A 19,243-nucleotide genomic window follows, 5' to 3' on the forward strand; every position below is an offset into this window, starting at 1 on the left:
TGTACCCGCCTCTGTAGCTCAGTAGGATAGAGCGTCCCTCTCCTAAAGGGAAGGTCGTCGGTTCGATTCCGGCCAGGGGCACCACCGTCGATGGGTAGCCCGATGAATGAACCGTTTCGCCTCGGCTCCGCTGACACGCTGCTCCATCATCTGCATGGCTCCTGGTCGGTTGAGCGATCCCTGAGGGATCATGCCTCCGGCCTGACGGGCCGGTTCGCCGGCGTCGCAACTTTCTCGTTCGACGACGACGCCCTCCGCCACGGCGAGCAGGGCACCCTCATCTGGGCCGGGTCCTCACCCACACCTGCAACCCGCGAACTGTTCTGGCGGCAGGCCTCACAACCCCTGTCAGCAGAGGTGTTCTTCTCGGACGGCCGCTTCTTCCATGGCCTCGACCTCTCCACCGGCCAGGATTCGCCCCTGCATCAGTGCTCACCCGACGTCTACCGGGGAGAGTTCGTCCTGGTGGACCGGGATCATTGGCAGTACACGTGGCGGGTCAGCGGTCCTCAGAAGGATCTGACGTTGATGACGCGCCTCACCCGGACCCGCGAAACGGAATCGTTGACAAGCCGCCGCAAGGCGTAATGTCTGCCACTATGAGCCACCTCTTCCTCCGACGCGTGCCCCAGTTGCTGGTTGGCCTGTTCTGCTACGGCTTTGCCATAGCCATGATGATCCAGGCTGGGATTGGCGTGTCGCCGTGGGACGTTCTCGGCCAGGGAACGGCTCTGCAGTCCGGACTGCCATTCGGTGTCGCCACCAACCTGATTGGACTGCTGGTCCTCCTGCTCTGGATTCCTATCCGGCAGAAGCCGGGCATCGGGACCGTGCTCAATGTGGCACTGGTGGGCCCCAGCGCCGAGGTGGGCCTCGCCATACTCCCCATGCCAACGGAACTCTGGGCGCAGATCCTCCTCTTCGCCGGCGGTCTCACCCTGCTCGCCCTGGCGACTGGCCTGTATATCGGTGCCCGGATGGGCCCCGGACCACGGGACGGGTTAATGACCGGTATTCACCGGAAGTGGGGCTGGAGAATCTGGAAGGTCCGCACAATCATCGAACTCACCGTGCTGGCCATCGGCTGGGTGCTTGGCGGCACCGTCGGCGTCGGCACCGTCGCCTTTGCCCTCTTAATAGGGCCAATGGTCAACGCAGCGCTTCCCCTACTTCACATTCCGGACCCGCGCCCCCGCGGCGGCGCAGCAGGCACCGCTGCTCCTGCCACCTGACACGGTCCGCAGGGAGCTAGATTCCGGGTGCGACGTTCTTCCTGACGGCGAACTGGGTGCGGTGCAGTTCGGCGTACCGCCCATCGCGCTCCAGCAGTTCGTCATGGGTGCCCCGTTCGGCGATCTGGCCCTCCTCGATCACGAGGATCTGGTCCGCGGAACGGATCGTCGAGAGCCGGTGCGCGATCACGATGGCGGTCCGGCCTTCCAGGGCCTCCGTCAGTGCCGCCTGGACCGCGGCCTCCGAGGTGGAGTCCAGTGCCGCCGTCGCCTCATCCAGGATGACCACCCGCGGCTGGGCCAGCAGCAGGCGGGCGATGGTCATCCGCTGCCGCTCACCGCCGGAAAGCCGATAGCCCCGCTCCCCCACCATGGTGTCGAGCTGATCGGGCAGTGACCTCAACAGCGGTTCGAGCCGGGCACGCCGGACGGCGTCCCACAGCTCCTCGGTGGTTGCCCCGGGCCGCGCCAGGAGCAGGTTCGATTTGATGGTCTCGTGGAAGAGGTGGCCGTCCTGGGTGACCATGCCCATGGTGTGCCGGAGGGATTCGAAGGTCACGTCCCTCACATCGGTCCCGGCGAGGCGGACCGCACCGCTGTCGACGTCGTACAACCGCGACAGCAGTTGGGCGATAGTCGACTTTCCGGCACCAGAGGATCCCACCAGGGCGATCGTCTGGCCCGGTTCCACCCGGAAGGACACCCCGTGCAGCACCTCCTCGCCGCCCCGGGTATCCAGGGTGGCGACCTCCTCCAGGGAGGCGAGGGAGACCTTGTCCGCCGAAGGGTAGGCGAACCGGACGTCGTCGAACTCCACCGAGACGGGGCCCGCGGGGATGGTACCGGCGTCGGGCTTCTCCTTGATCAGCGGGTCCAGGTCGAGGACCTCGAAGACCCGCTCGAAGCTGACCAATGCGCTCATGATTTCCACCCGGGCGTTCGCCAGGTTGGTCAGGGGCGCGTAGAGGCGGGTGAGGAGCAGCGCGAGCGTGACCACCTCACCCGTGTTCAGCGCACCGTTCAGGGCCAGCGCGCCACCGAGGCCGTACACCAGGGCGAGGGCGAGTGCTGAGACCAGCATCAGCGCGGTGACGAAGACCCACTGAAGCATCGCCATCCGGACGCCAATGTCGCGGACCCGTGCGGCGCGGACCGCGAATTCCCGCGATTCCTCGTCCGGGCGGCCGAACAGCTTGACCAGGGTGGCACCGGGAGCGGAAAAGCGTTCGGTCATCTGCGTGCTCATCGCCGAGTTGTGGTCCGCGGCCTCGCGGCGCAGGGCGGCGAGGCGGTTTCCCATTCGCCGTGCGGGCAGCAGGAAGATCGGCAGCATGAGGACGGCCAGGACGGTGACCAGGACCGACGTCGTCAGCATGACCACCAAGGTCAGGGCGAGCGCCACAATGTTGCTGACCACCCCGGAGAGGGTGCCGCTGAAGGCCTGCTGCGCACCGATCACGTCATTGTTGAGCCTGCTCACCAGCGCGCCTGTCCGGGTGCGGGTGAAGAAGGCGATCGGCATTTTCTGCACGTGATCGAAGACTGTGGTGCGCAAATCCAGGATGACGCCCTCACCGATCTTCGAGGAGAACCAGCGGGTCGCCATAGACACCACTGCGTCGGCAACCGCTACCAGCGCGATGACGACGGCCAGCCAGATGACTGTCTCCAGCCCGGTGCCGGCGATGATCTCGTTGACCACCTGGCCAGCGAGGACCGGTGTCGCGACTGCGAGGAATGCGGACACCACTGACAGCGCAATGAAGAAGATCAGTTTGGTCCGGTACGGCACAGCAAATCTCAGGATCCGCTTCAGCGTTTCCTTCGAGAACTTGTTGTTGCTGTCCTTGGCGGTGGAAATCCGGTAAAGGGAGTTCCAAGCCGCGCCTTCCATACTCATGTACTGCCTCCATCGCTCAGGTCTTCAGCTTATGCCCGCCCTGCCCGCCTCACTGGCTAAGTTGGCCGGATCACAGGGGACGCGGAACTAATTTCGCTGTCGGCTTTGTTGCACTATGTGGCTGTGCACTTTGTGCCCGCACAACCCTGCCCTGTACAACGGCAGGAGACCCCTGAACCATCCCCAGTTATTAAGGACCCGCAAAATGTTGACCCGTCGTCTTTCAATCCTTGGCGCAGCCGCTGCTCTCACCCTGGGCCTGGCGGCCTGCGGCGGCGGCGAGTCCACCGGGGAGCCCGCTGACAGCAGCACCTCAGCGGGACCCACCACGCTGCAGGAAATCCAGGATGCAGGAGTCATCACCGTCGGCACCGAGGGGACCTACCGTCCCTTCAGCTTCCACGAGGGAGGCGCGGGCGATCTGACCGGGTTCGACGTCGAGGTCATCACCGCCGTCGCCGGGGAACTCGGCGTCGAAGCGGAGTTCGAGGAAACCCAGTGGGACGCCATCTTCGCCGGACTAGATGCCGGCCGGTTCGATGTCATCGCGAACCAGGTATCGATCACCGACGAGCGTCTCGAGAATTACGACTTCTCCGATCCCTACACGGTCAGCACCGGTGTCATCGTGACCACCTCGGACAACACCGACATCACCTCCTTCGAGGACCTTCAAGGCAAGACCACCGCCCAGTCGCTGACCAGCAACTGGCACGCGCTGGCGCAGGAAAGCGGCGCCGAGATTGAGGCAGTCGAAGGCTGGGCACAGTCAGTGACCCTGCTCGAGCAGGGCCGGGTCGACGCCACGATCAACGACACGCTGACCTACCTGGACTACCAGCAGACCAACCCCACCGATGCGATCAAGATTGCCGCCGAGACCGATGAGGAGTCGCTCAGCGCCTTCACCTTCACCAAGGGCAGCGACGACCTGATCGCCGCAGTCGACGAGGCCCTCGCCGGCCTGCGTGCAGACGGTACGCTTGCCGAAATCTCGGAGAAGTACTTCGGCTCCGACGTCACCGAATAGCACCGGCTAGGTACACGGAGGAACACCATCGACTGGACACTGTTCTGGGATTCGCTCTGGCCCCTGGTCCTGGGCGGGCTGACGGGAACCATCCCGCTGTCCCTATCCTCGTTTGTCCTCGGCTTGCTCCTGGCGCTCGTCATCGCTTTGATGCGTCTGAGCCGGAACCGGCTCGCGTCGTCAGCGGCACGGGTCTACGTGTCGATCATCAGGGGCACTCCCCTGCTGGTGCAGCTGTTCGTGATCTTTTACGGCCTGCCCTCGATCGGGTTGGTGATTGATCCTTGGCCCAGCGCCATCATCGCGTTCTCCCTGAACGTAGCGGGCTACGCCGCTGAGATCATCCGCGCGGCGATCCTGTCCGTCCCCAAGGGGCAGTGGGAGGCTGGGCACACCATCGGGATGTCCCGCACCCGGACCCTGCGCCGCATCATCCTGCCGCAGGCCGCCCGCGTGTCAGTCCCCCCGCTGTCCAACACGTTCATCAGCCTGGTCAAGGACACCTCGCTCGCGTCCCTGATCCTGGTGACCGAGATGTTCCGCCAGGCCCAGGAAATTGCCGCGTTCAGCCAGCAGTTCATGATGTTGTACCTGGAGGCCGCTCTGGTCTACTGGGTGTTCTGTTTCGTGCTCTCGAGCGGGCAGTCCTATCTGGAGAAGAGGTTGGATCGCTATGTCGCCCATTGAGTTCACCCCAGCAGCAGCCGGTCAGGACGGCAACCTGCTGACCGTGACCGGCCTCAGCAAGGCCTTCGGCGAGAACGTCGTGCTGAAGTCCATTGACCTTTCCATCAAACCGGGACAGGTGACAGCCCTGATCGGGCCCTCCGGCTCGGGTAAAACCACCGTGTTGCGCTGCCTCAACGGGCTTGAGACCCCCGACGGCGGAATCGTCTCGGTCACTGGCGGCCCGTCAGTGGATTTTGGCGGCAAGGTTCATGCCAGGGATCTGTCGGACCTGCGCGACCAGAGCGCGATGGTCTTTCAGCACTACAACCTGTTCCCCCACATGACCGTCCTTCAGAACGTCATCGAAGGACCCATCCAGGTGAAGAAAATGCGCCGGGCCGACGCCATCCGAGATGCCGAGTCGCTGCTCGCCCGGGTGGGCCTGGCGGACAAGAAGGATCAATATCCGTTTGAGCTGTCCGGCGGCCAGCAGCAGCGGGTGGGCATTGTCCGCGCGTTGGCGCTGAAACCTGCGCTGCTGCTCTTCGATGAGCCCACCTCCGCGCTTGACCCCGAACTGGTCGGCGAGGTTCTGGGCGTGATCAAGGAACTCGCCGACGAACAGTGGACCATGATGATCGTCACCCATGAACTGGCCTTTGCCCGCGAGGTCGCCGACGAGGTGGTGTTCATGGACGGCGGCGTGGTGGTGGAGCGCGGCCACCCCGACACCGTGCTGCGCAATCCCCGGCAAAAGCGCACCCAACGGTTTGTCCAGCGACTCCTCCACCCGTTCTGACCCGTTCCTGACTTTTGGAGACTACCCATGACCCAGCCCACCGACGCCCAGCTGACCGAGGTCGAGCAGTGGCGCAGCTTCCGTGAACAACGCGACAGCTCCCTCGCCGTCGGGCACGGCTGGCTGACACTGACCTCCCTGCAGTGGTTGCCGGCTGAGCCGTCGGCGCTGGAACTGGTCCCGGGCCGCTGGAGTGCCAGCGTCCCCACCGCTGAGCCGGGTGCCACGCTGACTGTCCGGGCGTCGGACGGTGTGACGCTGGTGAGCACCGGCGAACCGGTCGACGGCACCATCGAACTGTCCCTGCCCGACGGCGGCTCCGAGAACTGGGTGCGCTATCAGGACACCGTGGTGGAACTGGCCGTCCGGGGCGGCCGCTATGTGGTGCGGACCCGCGATAACACGGCCCCCACGTTTACCAGGTTCGACGGCGTACCGGTCTTCGAGTACAACTCCTTCGCCGTGAGCGACGGCCACTACACGGCCTTTCCGGCCGCCCGCGAGATACCGATCCGGACCGCTCACCCCGAGGTCGACGACGTCGCCCAGGCGACCGGAACGGTGACGTTTGCTATCGGCGGGGATGATCACACGCTCCTGGCAGAGCAGCAGCGTGACGGGTCCCTGAAAGTGGCGTTCCACGATGCGACGAACGAGGACACCACCGCCGAGTGGCGTTTCCTGGTCACCGACCGGGTGTCATCTGATGGACGGGTCCAGCTCGACTTCAACCGGTCGTTGAACTATCCCAGCGCGTTTACCGCGTTTGGCACCTGCCCGAGGCCAATTGACGGGAACCATATCAGCGTCCCGGTGCAGGCCGGCGAACAACAGCCCGCCTAGCGTCCTCTGGACGCCAGTCGCCGTCGTCGTTCCCGTTTGACCGGTTTTCGTGAGGAACCTGGACAAATCGGTCCAACATCTCTCTCACGGATGTCCAGGTTGACCCGGCCTGTCCAGGTTGCTCACCGTTTTGGCGCATCTAGGCCCAGCTCCCGGCGCACCAGGGGCAGCACCTCGGTGCCGAGCAGTTCAATCGACTCCAGCACCTGCGTCTGCGGCACGGAGGACCAGTCGAGCTGCAGAATGTGCCGGTCGTGCTGCATCTGCGATTGGGCCAGCACAATCTTCTCCGCCACCTCCTCGGGGTTTCCCACGAAGATCGCCCCGGAGCGTGCGGCCTGCATGTTGTAGGTGACCTCACTCGGCATCGGAAATCCCCGCTCCGATGAAATCCGTTTCATCGTGTCCAGCCAGTACGGCTTGAAGACGGCTTGGGCGTCCTTCCTCAACACCAGCCCGACGCCGCTCAGGCCCACCTTCAGGGTCGCGGGGTTATGGCCCTCCCGGGCAGCCGTCTCACGGTACAGCTGGGCGTGCTGGGCGAAGTTCCCCACGGAGCCCCCAGTAGGGCGAAGATCACCGGGGTGCCCAGGCGTGCGGCACGCACTGACGACGCCGGTGTGCCGCCGGTTGCGATCCAGATGTCGAGATGCCCCGAGGTGGGCCGCGGCAGAATCAACGCATTGTCCAAGGCGGCACGGAACTTGCCCTGCCAGGTGATGCGTTCGGAGGCGTCGAGTTGCAACAGCAGCCGGATTTTCTCCTCGTAGAGCTCTTCGTAGTCTCCGAGTTCTGCCCCGAACAGCGGATAGGACTCGATGAAGGACCCCCGCCCGGCAGTGAGCTCCGCCCTGCCGCCGGAGAGGAGGTCGAGGGTCGCGAACTGCTGGTACACCCGCACCGGATCCTCGGTGCTGAGGACGGTGACCGCCGAGCCGATGTGGATCCTGGTGGTCTGCGCGGCGGCCGCGGCGAGCACGGGTACCACCGACGAGACGGCGTAGTCCGGGCGGTGATGCTCACCGATGCCGAAGTAGTCCAGGCCCACCTCGTCGGCGAGCCGTGCCCGCTCCAACAGGTCCGCCATCCGCTGCTGCGGCGAAACCCGCTCTCCCGTCACCGGGTTGGGGTGAATGTCCCCGAAGCTGTAGATACCGATTTCCATACGCGAGGCCCCTGACGTCGGTGGTGGCTAGGCGGCGATCCGCTGCGGGTGCGTATAACAGTTAAGGGAGGTGCCGCGGCTGAAACCCACCAGGGTGATGCCGGTTTCCTCGGCGAGGTCGGCCGCCAACGACGACGGCGCGCTGACCGCAGACAGTACTGGGATCCCCGCGAGCTGCGCCTTCTGGACCAGCTCGAACGACGCACGGCCGGACACCTGCAGGATGGTGCCCCTCAACGGCAGCATCCCCTCGCGCAGGGCCCAGCCCACCACCTTATCGACGGCGTTGTGCCGGCCTACGTCCTCACGAAGGCATAACAATTCACCGTCGCGGGTGAACAGCCCAGCCGCGTGCACGCCACCGGTCGAGTCGAAGAGTTTTTGGGATTCACGCAACCGGTCCGGCAGCCCGGCGAGCGCCGGAAGGGTGACCTGCGCGTCGTCGTCGTGCACGTCGAAACGGGACGACTTGCGCACGGCGTCGATCGAGGCGGTACCGCAGATGCCGCAGGAGCTCGAGGTGTACACATGGCGTTCCATCGTGGTGTCCGGAAGCACCACATCGGGTCTGAGCTGGGACTCGACGACGTTGAACGTCTGCTGACCGGCGTCGTCCACTCCCGCGCAGTAGCGGAGACTGACCAGCTGCCCCGGCTCCCAGACGATGCCTTCGGAGACCAGGAATCCTGCGACCAGGTCAAAGTCGTCGCCGGGTGTACGCATGGTCACCGAAAAGGATTGTGCTCCCAGCCGGATTTCCAGCGGTTCCTCTCCGGCGAGGAAATCCTCTCGCCGGCTGATGCCATTGTCGGTTGCGCCGAGGCGGAACCGGGTGATCTGGCGGCGCTGACTAACGCGCTTCTTCAATGTGCACTCCTACCGTTGTCCTAGGATGAGACTAGTGGACTTCTGACCCTAGGATGTGATGGCTATGGCGACTCGTGCGCCCAAAGATGGAATCAACGAAGCCGAAATTAAGGTCGGTAAGCCCAAGAGAAAAGCGGTGGGACTCCCCGCCGTTCTGAACTCCCTGAAGATTTCGCTGGACCAGATGGGTCCGGTGCGTAGCGCGCAGACGCTGCTGGCAGTGAACCAGGAAAAGGGTTTCGACTGCATGGGCTGCGCCTGGCCTGAGGGTGACAAACGGCATACCGCCGAGTTCTGCGAAAACGGCGCCAAGGCTGTCGCCGAAGAAGCAACGCGCCGCACCGTGACGCCGTCGTTCTTCGAGAAGCATTCGGTTGCCGAGCTCAACGAGCGTGATGAGTACTGGCTGGGCCAGCAGGGCCGCATCACCCACCCCATGCTCCTTGAAGAAGGCGGCACCCATTACCGTCCGGTGAGCTGGGACATGGCCTACGACATCATCGTTGAGGAGCTCGCGGCACTCGACAGCCCCGACGAAGCGGTCTTCTACACCTCCGGCCGGACCTCCAACGAGGCGGCCTTCCTGTACCAGTTGATGGTGCGCGGTATTGGCACCAACAACCTGCCGGACTGCTCCAACATGTGCCACGAGTCCTCGGGCTCCGCGCTGACCCAGACCATCGGCATCGGTAAGGGAACGGTGTCCCTCGAGGACGTCGACAAGGCCCCGCTGATCCTGGTTGCGGGCCAGAACCCGGGCACCAACCACCCCCGCATGCTGACGTCGCTGGAGAAGGCGAAGAAGAACGGTGGGCAGATCGTCGCGATCAACCCGCTGCCCGAGGCTGGTCTGCTGCGCTTCGAAAACCCGCAGAAGATCTCCGGCATCCTCGGTACCAGGTTCGGCGGCGGCACCCAGCTCTCCGACGACTTCCTCCAGATCCGCCTCGGCGGCGACCAGGCCCTCTTCCAGGGTCTCGGCAAGTACCTGCTGGAGCAGGAGGAGAAGACCGGGACGGTCTTCGACCACGAGTTCATCAAGGAACACACCACCGGCCTGGAAGAATACCTGCAGGAACTCCGTGAGGTGTCCTGGGACGAAATCGTCGAGGCCAGCGGAATCGCCAAGTCTCAGATCACCTCGGTCGGCGATCGGATGATCGCCTCCCCCGGCACAGTGGTGTGCTGGGCGATGGGTCTGACCCAGCACAAGCACTCGGTGAAGACACTGCGCGACGTCGTCAACGTCCTCCTGCTGCAGGGCAACATCGGGAAGCCGGGAGCGGGCGTCTGCCCGGTCCGGGGACACTCCAATGTGCAGGGCGACCGCACCATGGGAATCTTCGAACGGATGCCTGACGGCTTCCACGACGCCCTCGACGCCCACTTCAGTTTCGCGTCACCGCGGAAGCACGGCTTCGACACCGTTGCGGCGATCCGTGCGATGCGCGACGGCGGCGCGAAGGTCTTCATGGCGATGGGCGGCAACTTTGTGCGCGCCACTCCGGACTCCGATGTGACCGATAAGGCGCTCCGCAACACACGTCTCACCGTGCAGGTGTCGACGAAGATGAACCGTTCGCATCTGATCACCGGCCGCCGTGCCCTGATCCTGCCGGCCCTGGGCCGGACGGATCGGGACACCCAGGCCAGCGGCGACCAGCGGGTCACCGTCGAGGACTCGATGAGTGCGGTGCATGCCTCACGTGGACGGCTTCGCCCCCCGGGACCGGATGTGCGCTCGGAGATCTCGATCGTGTGTGAGCTCGGTGACCGCCTGTTCGCCCGCCCGCAGAGCCCGTTCCGCGACAACGCCCCGCAGATCGACTGGGTGGCGGCGCAGGCCGACTACTCGGTGGTCCGTAACCACATTGAGGCGGTCATCCCTGGCTTCGAAAATTACAACACTCGGATCGAAACGGGCGGGTTTGTCCTGCCGAACGGTCCCCGTGACGGCCGGAAGTTCACCACTCCGTCCGGCAAGGCGGTCTTCACCGGCAACGCCCTCGAGTACCCGAAGGTCCCCGCGGGCCGGCTGCTGCTGCAGACCCTCCGGTCACACGATCAGTACAACACGACGATCTACGGCAAGGATGACCGGTACCGCGGCATTCACGGCGGACGGCGTGTGGTGTTGGTGCATGCGGACGATCTGGCGGCTGCCGGGATCGCCGAAGGAGAAATGGTGCATCTGGTGTCGCAGTTCTCCGATGGCGTTGAACGCCGGGCCGAGAACTTCAGGGCGGTCACCTACGCCACCCCGCGGGGCTGCGCGGCCGCCTACTACCCCGAGACCAATGTGCTGGTGCCGTTGGATTCGACTGCCGATGTGAGCGGCACACCGACTTCCAAGTCAGTGATCATCCGGCTGGAAAAGATCGCCTGAGCCAAACCCGATCTGAGCTTAACTACCGGTGCCCCCAGTCAGCTGACTGGGGGCACCGGTAGTTAACAGGCGAAGTCTTAGCTGATCCACGGCAGGCGCAGCGCTGGCAACCTATCCCCCGCAACGCAGCCGCTGGCCGGCACCACCATGACCCCGTCCGCGGAGGCGAGGCCTCTGAGCATGCCGGAGCGCTGGTGGGTGGCCGCGACGGCCCGTCCGGATTCCAGCCGGTAGGGCACCACCCGGCTCCGACCGGGCAGCTCCTCGAAGGCTTCCCCGACGGTCACCTCGTCGGTTTCGGGGAACGGCGCTCCGCGCAGGCCTGCCAGCAGGGGGCCCACCACGGTCAGCATGGCCATCATCGCGGCCAGGGGATTGCCGGGGAGACCTACCAGGAACCGGCCATCCTGCAGCCGGGCCAGCAGCGTTGGATGCCCGGGCCGCATCGCAATGCCGTCAATAATGAACTCCGCCTCGAGCGTCTCCAACGCGCGCCGGATGTGGTCAGCCGATGAGCTGCCCGTCCCTCCGGTGGTGATCAGGACGTCACCGGAGGCTCGCGCGAGGGAAAGTTCGTCGAGTGCTTCGGCGCTGATGGCGGCGACGACGTCGTCCAGGTCGTCCTTGGCCCGACCCGATGTGTCAACATGCCCACCCATCATCTGAACCAACCCGGGAAGCTGCGGGCCGAACGTGTCACGGACCTGCCCCGGCTCGGGTAGCCCGGCTTCGATGACCTCGTCGCCGGTCAGCAGCAGGGACACCCGCGGCGCCCTCAGCACTGGAAGGTTGTCGTAGCCGCAGACGGCCGCAAGGGCAATCTGGGCAGGGTTCAGGGTGACGTTCGCGGGAATGGTCTCGCTGCCCTGAGGGGCTTCCTCACCGGCCGGTCGGATATGTTCCTGTGGCCTCGGCTCGTCCGGCCGAGCCCGCGAGTTGCGGTCCAGTGAATCACCGCGCACGGCGCCGTGCTCCATGCGCAGGATTCCGGTGGCCCCCTCCGGCACCACACCGCCGGTCAGGATGAACGTCGCTTCCCCGAGAGTCAGCGGTCCCGCACCCGAGTCCCGGTGCGGTGCAGGACGTGACCAGGGGTGCTCTTCCTTGGGTGCATGACTGACCAGTTGCCACGGTGGGTTGCCGTTGACGGCCCATCCATCCATGGCCGATGACGCGTAGTGCGGGATGGCCTGCAAAGCCGTGACCGGCTCAGCCAGTGTCTGTCCCAACGCTTCGGAGAGTGGGACTGTCTGGTTGGCCAGTGGCGTTCCGGCGTCGTAGGCGACGCGTCGCGCCTGCTCCCAGTCGAGGTTCCGTCCGGTGCGCGTCTGGTCCACGGGCGTTTCAGCGGGGGACGTCACCTCGACGGTGGAGTTGTCGGTGGGGGCTTCGCCCAGGGGGAATGCGCTCATGGGGGTTTCGCTCACTGGACCTCCGCCGTCGATGGGCTGGCCACGTCCCCGGTGGGACACTGGCGACGTGCAGCCTCAATCGCGGACTCCATGGCTACCGCCTCGGTTGCCTGCTGACTGGCCACAGCGAGGCCAGCGGCGTAGCCAGCAATGAAGGTGGTCAGCGGCGCTGCCGGGCGCACTATTGAATGGGCTGCGTCCCCCGCAAGGGAAAGGATGGCATCGATATCGATGGTGGTGCCCTGAAGTTCGAAGGCCTCAATGAGCTGGGCACTCCATTCCTGAAGGATCTGATCCTGCTTTTTCATCGCTGCTCCTGAATCTAGGTCGGTGCTATGCCTGAGACACCGAGGGAATGGGCGTCAGCCCAGGTGTCGACGTCGGCGGTGCTCCCCGGCCGAACGTCAATTGCTCTCCATTGCACCCTAGCAAGGAGCGCCTTCATCGATAGATTCTGGGCCCCTCCGGAGGCGTGGATCTCCTGCACCGCTAACCGCAGGGCATCGAAACGGTACAGTGCGGCCAGCGGCTGATCCCGGCCGCCGTCGTGCGCCATCGCCGAGGATTCCGGATGATCGACCGCCGCTGTCAGAAGCGACGGAATCGCTTCCGCGATGCGCGGCATGTCGCACGCCAGCACCAGCAGCCACGGCGTGGACTCGCCCTGTAGATGGTCGACAGCGGCAGCCAGCGCTGCGGCCGGCCCGCCGAACGGTGGCGACTCGCGGACAAACTCGCGCGACACCGGTTGCGCCCGGACTGTCGCGCCGTGGACCTCGTCTGGGCCGACCACGACGAGCCGTCGTGCAGCTGCCGCGGCGTGACAGGTCAGATCCAGCAGGCTGTGCCCGTTGAGCTGCAGAGAGGCCTTCGGTGTTCCTCCCAGGCGCGAGGAACGGCCGCCCGAGAGCACTACGGCATTGAAGGCAACGGGGACTTGACCGCTCAAGCGGCGCTCTCCGACCGGAGGAAGGCGCTCCACTGCGGGGCTGGCTTCTCAATCTCGCGGAAGTGGTGGGACGGGCCGCGGGGCGGCTGGGGGGTGACACCCAGTTGCCACCCCAGGGAGGCGAGCGTCTTGTCGCCCTTGTCGTTGTTGCACCTGAGGCAGCAGGCCACGAGGTTTTCCCAACTGGAGTCCCCGCCGCGAGAGCGTGGATACACGTGATCGATGGTGGACGCGCTTTTCCCGCAGTAGGCGCACAGATGATTGTCCCGACGGAGCACACCCCTGCGCGTGACCACGAGACTTTGCCGGTAGGGGATTTTCACATACCGGTTCAGCAGGATGACCGAGGGCCGCCCGAGTATCTCGTTGGGTCCAATGACCGGCTCCTCCCCTTCGGCGACGACGCTGGCCTTCCCAGCCAGCACAAGGACCAGCGCCCGGCGGAAGGTCACTACCGCCAGCGGCTCATATCCAGCATTCAGAACGAGAGTGCGCATGCACATTCCTCTTTGCCGATCAGGCCGTCACCCCTATCGCCGGGGTGCAGGCCTAGAAAACTGACTCCTTTTGAGTAAGGGTAGTTTGGCTGGGGCCCGGTTAGCCAATTCTTGTGGAGCAGGTCCAGGCGTGTCGTCGCAGACCGATCGCCTCGATAGTCTGGGCGGCAGTCAGACACCAAAGGCCCGGAGGAAAATCCTCCGGGCCTTTGGTAAACAGTGTGGGTGTCTCTTAGCCGCCAACGCGGATGAAGACGGGGCCCGAACCAAGGTCGGCTGGGGCGACAACCGTCTGGTTGCCGTTGAACCCGCCGTGGACTGCCTGGCCGCCACCGATGTACACAGCGATGTGGGCCACTCCGGCGCCGCCATCGGCGTAGTAGATGAGGTCACCTGGGATGGCTTCGCCGGCGCTGACCGTGCGTCCCAGCGAAAGGTACCCGGCTGGCCAGCCGTGGAAGTTGATCCCTGCTGCTGCCAGTGCGTTGCTTGCAAGACGGGTGCAGTCCTGGATAACGCCCAGCTGACCCTGTGCTGCGGCCGCGATTGTTGCTGCCGTCCCGGAGGAGGCCGCGGGGGCCTCCGGCGCGGCAGGCGCCTCGGCTGCAGGAGTGGCCTCTGCTGGAGCGACCTGGGCGGGCGCCTCCTGCTGGACGTTCACTGCGGGAGTTGCGGTCGCGGGCTCAATTGTTTCGGGCTCAGCGGCCGGGACTTCCTCGACCTCAACGACAGTCTCGGCCTGAGCCGTGACCACTGGGGCTTCGGCAACTGCTGGGGCTGCTATGGCTTTGACCGGGGTGCGGTTGAACGCAACATCGGCGTCTGCAGGCGCTTCGACAACTGCCGGTGCGGCCTGAATCTCCAGCGCGGAGGTCAGGATGGTCCGCTCTGCTGATTCGAGGGAGAGCTCAGCAGCGTTCGCCGATACCCCGCCGGTCAGGACGAGGCCTGAAGCTGCCGCAATTACGGCGGCCTGGCGGCCCATGCCGCCAGCGTTCTCGGTAACGGCTTTGGCCAGGGCCGAGAAGTTGGTGGCCTGGCGTTTATCGGCACGGTGGCGTGCAATGGCTGTGCTAGTGGTCATGTGTGCGTTCTCCAGGATTCGGTGTGGTCTTAGCTAACGCGGACGAAGCTAGCGCCGGGGAGGTCGGAAAGGGAATGCAGGCCGGTGTTCATGCCGTTGAGGCCACCGCTGATGACTTGGCCGTTGCCGACGTAGATGGCCACGTGGCCGCCGGTGATGACGAGGTCGCCTGCCGCTGGGGAACCAACAACTGATCCAAAGGCGAAGAAGTCGCCCGGCGCAATGTCGCCCACGGACTTGCCGACTGAGCGGAGCGCCTTTTCAACCATGGCGGTGCAATCTTGTCCCACACCAATCTGGGAGTACGCGGATCCGACCAGGCCAGCGGCGATGTTACCGGACGGTGCCGCCTCGGGTGCTGGCTTTTCGGCGGCGGGCGCCTGGACTGCAGCAGCTGGAGCGACCTCTGCGGCGGGCGCCTCGGCTGGGGCTGCCTCGACTGGGGCTGCGTCCTGCACCGCGGGCTCTGCCACCACGTCGGCTACTGGCTCAGCGACCGGCGCTACTGGCTCGACGACGTCGGCCTGCACCTCGACAGCCGGGACAACCTCTTCTGCGGCGGGCGTCGCCGATACGGCTGCCCGCTCGAAGGTGATGTCGGCGGTGGCGGGAGCGCTGACGGCGTCGGCGGTCACTGCGATCGAGTTCAAGGGGGTGGAGAGCTGGACGACCCGCTCGGACTCACCGAACCCGTGGGCTGGCAGCCCGGCGGTCAGGACCAGCCCTGACGCTGCGACGATTACTGCTGCCTGGCGGCCTACGGAACCAGCGTTCGAGGAGACGGCGCTTGAGATGGCCGTCAGCGGGCTGGTGTGCGTACGGGCGGCCTTGTGGCGGCCCAGAGAAGAGCTAGTTGACACGTTTGATTGCCTCTCCCAATTGCCTGCGAGGTGAGCTGTCGGATTCGGATGGGAGTCACCCGGTCATCTGATTCCCAGTGGAATCACACGACTTAACCCCAAGGATTTCTTGCGAAATCCACTAATTGGTTCCCCCGCCTCTGCCATGCGAATTGTGCGAACGGAACCTCAGGCAGTGGCAGAGCTAGGCGATCTGCTCGAGGGTGCCAAACCTATTAGAATTTGGCACGAGATCGACGGTACAGCAGATCGACCACAATGTCACATTCCGGTCACGGAACGGTGTGTCCTTGGTTACAGCCAGCCCATGGGGTCCACGGCCTGACCGTCAACCATTACTTCAAAATGCAGGTGGCAACCAGTGGATGCGCCGGTACTACCGCTCTGAGCGACGACGTCGCCGCGGTCCACCGACTGCCCTTCCTGGACGCTGCTGGATGAAAGGTGGTTGTACGTGGACTCAAGGCCGTTGCCGTGATCGATGACCACGCGGTTCCCGCCCCCGTAGGGGTGCCAGCCGGTAAAGGTGACGGTACCTGACGCGGCGGCGAACACTTCACTGCCGCACGAGCTACTGAAGTCCTGGCCCGAGTGGAGTTCCCCGCCCATGCCGGTGATCGGGCTTACCCGGTAGCCGAAAGGAGACGTGATGACCAGCTTGTCCATGGGGGCGGACAGGGAGCCGCGCGCCGCGGCAGGCACAGCCGCTGAGCCTGCAGCGGTCATGATCTCGCTGAGTTTGGCGTCTGCGTCGAAGGTGCTCTGCAGCGCGGTGCGGCTGAAATCGACCAGCGCCGCGTCGGGGACACTGATTTCCCGGGGCGCGGCAGTCGCCTGCGCGGTGGGTGCTGCTGCTGCGGCAACCGCGCTGTCGTCCTGCGGGACCGTCGCTGCCGTGGTGGGTAGCGTGACAGTCAGCACCAGCCCGGAGGCGGCGGCGGCGATGGCGAATTTTTGGCTCAGCCCGGTGAGCGAAAAGTCGCCCCTGACTCGGGTAGTGCGTCGTCGTTCGAGTCGGTGCGCGTCCCGAGGACGCGCGGCAGACACCGGGGCGCCGGCACGGCGACGCCCCGAAGCATGGTGCTTCGGCAATGGGTCCCTTTCGTATATGCCTGCGAAGTTAGCTGTCGGATTCGAGTTCGGGAAAAAACTCGGCCCTGACCGGTTCCGCCGAAGCAGATCCGGGTCTGGGCTTCACCCCAAGGCGACCGGTCGGCCGCCGTCTGATGGGTCCTCCGCCCCTGTCACGGGTCTCAGCATCCAAATCCGCTGACAGGGTTAGGCGTGCGGTTTAGATAACGCTGATGTATCAACGCCAGTTTTCCATCATCCACGACCATAAGCAAAAGAGATACATTCGTTATCTTTTCCTGTGGATAACTTGCGGCAACATTGAGCCTTGGCGAGCTAGACGCCTGGACCGGAAACCGACACGAACACGTGTGCAGCGACCTCTGGCGGGAGCTCCAGGGCACCGTCGATGCCCTCGACCCTGACCGATACGTAGTCGCCGACCGCCTGCACGGTGATGACGGTCCCGGGCCGCAGTCCGCCCTCATCGAGTTGGGAGAGCAATTCCGGGTCCACCTGAATGGGCTCGGCCAACCGGATGAGGGTAATCACTGACCCCTGGGGATTGGTGCCGCTGACCGACAGGAGGCTGCGGACACCGTCGGTGAAGTCTTGGGTTGGCGGGCCCCCCAAAGCCTCAAGCCCCGGAATAGGGTTGCCGTAGGGGGACTCGGTGGGCTTCCCCAGCAGCTCGTACAGTCGCTGTTCAACCCGCTCGCTCATCACGTGCTCCCACCGGCAGGCTTCTTCGTGGACATAGGCCCAATCCAGTCCAATCACGTCGGAGAGGAGACGTTCGGCGAGCCGGTGCTTGCGCATCACCCCGATGGCGCGACGGCGACCTAGGTCAGTGAATTCGAGGTGGCGATCGCCTGAGACGACCACCAGTCCGTCGCGCTCCATCCGGCCGATGGTTTGGGAGACGGTGGGACCGGAATGGCGGAGCCGTTCAGCAATCCGGGCGCGGAGGGCAACAATATTCTCTTCCTCCAGTTCCAGGATGGTCCGCAGATACATCTCAGTGGTATCGATGAGGTCCGTCATGCGGTTCAGCTCCTAGGCACTGGTGCGGGATGGAACAGCGGGCAGCTTTCGCGGTGGGAACGCGGCACGGATCGCCAGCGCCGAACACAAGTTCTACGCTCACCAAGGTTAACCCATTTCCCAGTTACCGCGGCAATCAGCGGCCACCGCCCACCCAGTCGTGACGTGTTCACAAATGCCGCCAGGGCCGGGTAGTGCGGCAGAATGTATCCCGTCTTGTGTCGCACGCTTACCCCCTTGGAGAGACCATGAGCATTTCCCCGGACCAACTGATCCCCGCTGGCCTCCTTCCCGCCGACGGGCGTTTCGGAGCGGGCCCGTCGAAGGTGCGCGACGAGCAGATGGAGGCCCTCGCGCAGGCCGGACGGACCCTACTTGGCACCTCCCACCGCCAACCTCCGGTGCGCAACCTTGTTGGCTCGGTCCGGGAGGGCCTGACCCGGCTGTTCAACGCGCCGGCAGGCTACGAGGTGGTACTGGGCGTGGGTGGCTCGACAGCATTTTGGGATGTTGCATCCTTCGGCCTGGTGCAGGACAAGGCCCAACACTTGTCTTTCGGGGAATTCGGGGCGAAGTTCGCTTCCGCCACCAACAAGGCGCCCTTCCTCCAGGCATCCTCGGTAATCACCTCGGCCCCGGGGACGCGCCCCAGCCCTGCAGCGGAAGCAGGCGTGGATGTCTACGCCTGGCCGCAGAACGAGACCTCCACCGGTGTCGCAGCGCCGGTGCACCGGATCGACGGCGCCGCACCGGATGCGTTGGTCCTCATCGATGCGACGTCGGCCGCCGGCGGTCTTGACGTGGATGTCAGTGCATCCGATGTCTACTACTTCGCTCCGCAGAAGAATTTCGCGTCCGACGGCGGCCTGTGGCTTGGCCTGTTCTCGCCGGCCGCACTGGAGCGGGCAGCCCGGATCGCGGCGACCGACCGCTGGATCCCGGATTTCCTGAGCCTTCAGACAGCCATCGACAATTCTCTCCTCAACCAGACCTACAACACCCCGTCCCTGGCCACCCTGGTGACTCTCAATGCCCAGGTCGAATGGCTGAACCAGAGCGGCGGTCTTGAGTTCGCTGCGGCGCGCACCGCGGAGTCCGCGGGGCGGGTCTACCAGTGGGCGGAAGCGTCCGACGTCGCCACCCCCTTCGTTTCCCGCACCGAGGACCGCTCCAATGTCATTACCACCATCGACTTCGAGGACTCCGTTGACGCTGCGCTGCTCGCAAAGGTGTTGCGCGCCAACGGGATTGTCGACGTCGAGCCGTACCGGAAGCTGGGCCGGAACCAGCTGCGCATCGCGACGTTCGTCTCAATCGAACCGGACGATATTTCAGCGCTGCTGGCCTGCATCGACTTCGTCATCGGCCGAGGCTAGCCTTCCGCCGCTACTTGGATCCCTCAGGTCCCTGCCATCCCCAGGCTCTGCGGATGGCA

Annotated in this window: 20 protein-coding genes, 1 tRNA gene and 2 riboswitches; of the genes, 9 read left to right on the plus strand and 12 right to left on the minus strand. The window is 64.9% G+C overall.

The features are described from left to right. Positions 1-7: 7 nt before the first annotated feature. From ABD059_RS17250 to yczE, 3 genes are all read left to right on the plus strand, one after another. A tRNA-Arg gene (locus tag ABD059_RS17250) sits at positions 8-84 on the plus strand. 18 nt (positions 85-102) lie between these two features. Further along, positions 103-588, plus strand: coding sequence for a DUF6314 family protein (locus ABD059_RS17255; RefSeq protein ID WP_343882313.1), 486 nt, complete (start codon positions 103-105; stop codon positions 586-588). Then, the gene (gene yczE, locus ABD059_RS17260) at positions 588-1,232 is read left to right on the plus strand and encodes a membrane protein YczE (RefSeq protein ID WP_343882315.1); all 645 of its coding nucleotides are present in this window, start codon (positions 588-590) and stop codon (positions 1,230-1,232) included. The genes ABD059_RS17255 and yczE overlap by 1 nt, the downstream gene beginning before the upstream one ends. A gap of 16 nt (positions 1,233-1,248) precedes the next feature. Here the strand turns inward: yczE and ABD059_RS17265 are convergent, their stop codons facing one another. After that, positions 1,249-3,132, minus strand: a complete 1,884-nt coding sequence (locus tag ABD059_RS17265) for an ABC transporter ATP-binding protein (protein WP_343882317.1) — start codon at positions 3,130-3,132, stop codon at positions 1,249-1,251. 205 nt (positions 3,133-3,337) lie between these two features. Here ABD059_RS17265 and ABD059_RS17270 point away from each other — a divergent pair, with 205 nt between their 5' ends. Genes ABD059_RS17270 through ABD059_RS17285 form a run of 4 tightly spaced genes read left to right on the plus strand, consistent with a single transcriptional unit; the run spans position 3,338 to position 6,473 of the window. Beyond that, positions 3,338-4,162, plus strand: a complete 825-nt coding sequence (locus tag ABD059_RS17270; protein ID WP_343882319.1) for an amino acid ABC transporter substrate-binding protein — start codon at positions 3,338-3,340, stop codon at positions 4,160-4,162. Positions 4,163-4,189: 27 nt separating this feature from the next. Continuing rightward, a complete protein-coding gene (locus ABD059_RS17275; protein ID WP_343882428.1) occupies positions 4,190-4,849 on the plus strand; it encodes an amino acid ABC transporter permease in 660 nt (219 codons plus the stop codon). Then, on the plus strand, positions 4,836-5,630 hold the full coding sequence (locus ABD059_RS17280; RefSeq protein ID WP_343882321.1) for an amino acid ABC transporter ATP-binding protein: 795 nt from the start codon (positions 4,836-4,838) through the stop codon (positions 5,628-5,630). The genes ABD059_RS17275 and ABD059_RS17280 overlap by 14 nt, the downstream gene beginning before the upstream one ends. A gap of 27 nt (positions 5,631-5,657) precedes the next feature. Then, positions 5,658-6,473: a DUF1684 domain-containing protein gene (locus ABD059_RS17285; protein WP_343882323.1), complete on the plus strand. Its 816-nt coding sequence runs from the start codon at positions 5,658-5,660 to the stop codon at positions 6,471-6,473. A gap of 122 nt (positions 6,474-6,595) precedes the next feature. On the opposite strand, the gene ABD059_RS17290 is transcribed toward ABD059_RS17285, so the two are convergent. The 3 genes from ABD059_RS17290 to fdhD are packed head-to-tail and all read right to left on the minus strand — an operon-like array spanning position 6,596 to position 8,505. Continuing rightward, positions 6,596-7,027, minus strand: a complete 432-nt coding sequence (locus ABD059_RS17290; RefSeq protein ID WP_343882325.1) for an LLM class flavin-dependent oxidoreductase — start codon at positions 7,025-7,027, stop codon at positions 6,596-6,598. Continuing rightward, positions 6,952-7,638, minus strand: coding sequence for an LLM class flavin-dependent oxidoreductase (locus tag ABD059_RS17295; protein WP_343882327.1), 687 nt, complete (start codon positions 7,636-7,638; stop codon positions 6,952-6,954). The genes ABD059_RS17290 and ABD059_RS17295 overlap by 76 nt, the downstream gene beginning before the upstream one ends. Before the next feature lie 27 nt (positions 7,639-7,665). Then, positions 7,666-8,505, minus strand: a complete 840-nt coding sequence (fdhD, locus tag ABD059_RS17300; protein WP_343882330.1) for a formate dehydrogenase accessory sulfurtransferase FdhD — start codon at positions 8,503-8,505, stop codon at positions 7,666-7,668. A gap of 64 nt (positions 8,506-8,569) precedes the next feature. Here fdhD and ABD059_RS17305 point away from each other — a divergent pair, with 64 nt between their 5' ends. Further along, complete coding sequence (locus tag ABD059_RS17305; RefSeq protein ID WP_343882332.1) at positions 8,570-10,891, plus strand: FdhF/YdeP family oxidoreductase; 2,322 nt, start codon at positions 8,570-8,572, stop codon at positions 10,889-10,891. A 77-nt stretch (positions 10,892-10,968) separates the two neighbouring features. Here ABD059_RS17305 and ABD059_RS17310 read toward each other — a convergent pair whose 3' ends face one another. The 8 genes from ABD059_RS17310 to ABD059_RS17345 all read right to left on the minus strand — a co-directional run bounded on the left by ABD059_RS17310 (position 10,969) and on the right by ABD059_RS17345 (position 17,808). After that, entirely contained in the window at positions 10,969-12,303 is a 1,335-nt protein-coding gene (locus ABD059_RS17310) for a molybdopterin molybdotransferase MoeA (RefSeq protein WP_343882334.1), read from the minus strand. An 11-nt stretch (positions 12,304-12,314) separates the two neighbouring features. After that, on the minus strand, positions 12,315-12,611 hold the full coding sequence (locus tag ABD059_RS17315; protein ID WP_343882336.1) for a DUF6457 domain-containing protein: 297 nt from the start codon (positions 12,609-12,611) through the stop codon (positions 12,315-12,317). A 14-nt stretch (positions 12,612-12,625) separates the two neighbouring features. Then, complete coding sequence (mobA, locus tag ABD059_RS17320) at positions 12,626-13,252, minus strand: molybdenum cofactor guanylyltransferase (RefSeq protein WP_343882338.1); 627 nt, start codon at positions 13,250-13,252, stop codon at positions 12,626-12,628. Beyond that, positions 13,249-13,749 carry an HNH endonuclease gene (locus ABD059_RS17325; RefSeq protein WP_019483835.1) on the minus strand — a complete coding sequence of 167 codons (501 nt, stop codon included), beginning with the start codon at positions 13,747-13,749 and terminating at the stop codon, positions 13,249-13,251. Before ABD059_RS17325 ends, mobA begins: the two co-directional genes overlap by 4 nt. 232 nt (positions 13,750-13,981) lie before the next feature. Then, positions 13,982-14,833 (minus strand): NlpC/P60 family protein, encoded by an 852-nt coding sequence (locus tag ABD059_RS17330; protein ID WP_343882341.1) that lies wholly within the window; start codon positions 14,831-14,833, stop codon positions 13,982-13,984. A 29-nt stretch (positions 14,834-14,862) separates the two neighbouring features. After that, positions 14,863-15,693, minus strand: coding sequence for an NlpC/P60 family protein (locus tag ABD059_RS17335; protein WP_343882343.1), 831 nt, complete (start codon positions 15,691-15,693; stop codon positions 14,863-14,865). A gap of 5 nt (positions 15,694-15,698) precedes the next feature. Next, positions 15,699-15,862, minus strand: a riboswitch (cyclic di-AMP (ydaO/yuaA leader). Positions 15,863-15,987: 125 nt separating this feature from the next. Continuing rightward, complete coding sequence (locus ABD059_RS17340) at positions 15,988-16,785, minus strand: M23 family metallopeptidase (RefSeq protein WP_343882345.1); 798 nt, start codon at positions 16,783-16,785, stop codon at positions 15,988-15,990. Positions 16,786-16,787: 2 nt separating this feature from the next. Continuing rightward, a riboswitch (cyclic di-AMP (ydaO/yuaA leader) is annotated at positions 16,788-16,962 on the minus strand. Between the two features lie 138 nt (positions 16,963-17,100). Continuing rightward, positions 17,101-17,808, minus strand: a complete 708-nt coding sequence (locus ABD059_RS17345; protein WP_343882347.1) for an iron-dependent transcriptional repressor DtxR — start codon at positions 17,806-17,808, stop codon at positions 17,101-17,103. A 248-nt stretch (positions 17,809-18,056) separates the two neighbouring features. On the opposite strand from ABD059_RS17345, the gene serC reads away from it, so the two are divergent. Further along, positions 18,057-19,184, plus strand: a complete 1,128-nt coding sequence (gene serC / locus ABD059_RS17350; protein WP_377959662.1) for a phosphoserine transaminase — start codon at positions 18,057-18,059, stop codon at positions 19,182-19,184. The last annotated feature ends 59 nt before the right edge of the window (positions 19,185-19,243 follow it).

Origin of the sequence: Arthrobacter flavus, from assembly GCF_039526005.1 — a bacterium.
Taxonomy (GTDB): Bacteria; Actinomycetota; Actinomycetes; order Actinomycetales; family Micrococcaceae; genus Arthrobacter_D; species Arthrobacter_D flavus.

What these genes read in the sequence shown, in the direction of transcription:
- ABD059_RS17255 (WP_343882313.1), top strand. Translation starts at nt 103, where the DNA reads ATGAATGAACCGTTTCGCCTCGGCTCCGCTGACACGCTGCTCCATCAT.
- yczE (WP_343882315.1), top strand. Translation starts at nt 588, where the DNA reads ATGTCTGCCACTATGAGCCACCTCTTCCTCCGACGCGTGCCCCAGTTG.
- ABD059_RS17265 (WP_343882317.1), bottom strand. Translation starts at nt 3,132, where the DNA reads ATGAGTATGGAAGGCGCGGCTTGGAACTCCCTTTACCGGATTTCCACC.
- ABD059_RS17270 (WP_343882319.1), top strand. Translation starts at nt 3,338, where the DNA reads ATGTTGACCCGTCGTCTTTCAATCCTTGGCGCAGCCGCTGCTCTCACC.
- ABD059_RS17280 (WP_343882321.1), top strand. Translation starts at nt 4,836, where the DNA reads ATGTCGCCCATTGAGTTCACCCCAGCAGCAGCCGGTCAGGACGGCAAC.
- ABD059_RS17285 (WP_343882323.1), top strand. Translation starts at nt 5,658, where the DNA reads ATGACCCAGCCCACCGACGCCCAGCTGACCGAGGTCGAGCAGTGGCGC.
- ABD059_RS17295 (WP_343882327.1), bottom strand. Translation starts at nt 7,638, where the DNA reads ATGGAAATCGGTATCTACAGCTTCGGGGACATTCACCCCAACCCGGTG.
- ABD059_RS17305 (WP_343882332.1), top strand. Translation starts at nt 8,570, where the DNA reads ATGGCGACTCGTGCGCCCAAAGATGGAATCAACGAAGCCGAAATTAAG.
- ABD059_RS17310 (WP_343882334.1), bottom strand. Translation starts at nt 12,303, where the DNA reads ATGAGCGCATTCCCCCTGGGCGAAGCCCCCACCGACAACTCCACCGTC.
- ABD059_RS17315 (WP_343882336.1), bottom strand. Translation starts at nt 12,611, where the DNA reads ATGAAAAAGCAGGATCAGATCCTTCAGGAATGGAGTGCCCAGCTCATT.
- ABD059_RS17325 (WP_019483835.1), bottom strand. Translation starts at nt 13,749, where the DNA reads ATGCGCACTCTCGTTCTGAATGCTGGATATGAGCCGCTGGCGGTAGTG.
- ABD059_RS17330 (WP_343882341.1), bottom strand. Translation starts at nt 14,833, where the DNA reads ATGACCACTAGCACAGCCATTGCACGCCACCGTGCCGATAAACGCCAG.
- ABD059_RS17345 (WP_343882347.1), bottom strand. Translation starts at nt 17,808, where the DNA reads ATGACGGACCTCATCGATACCACTGAGATGTATCTGCGGACCATCCTG.
- serC (WP_377959662.1), top strand. Translation starts at nt 18,057, where the DNA reads ATGAGCATTTCCCCGGACCAACTGATCCCCGCTGGCCTCCTTCCCGCC.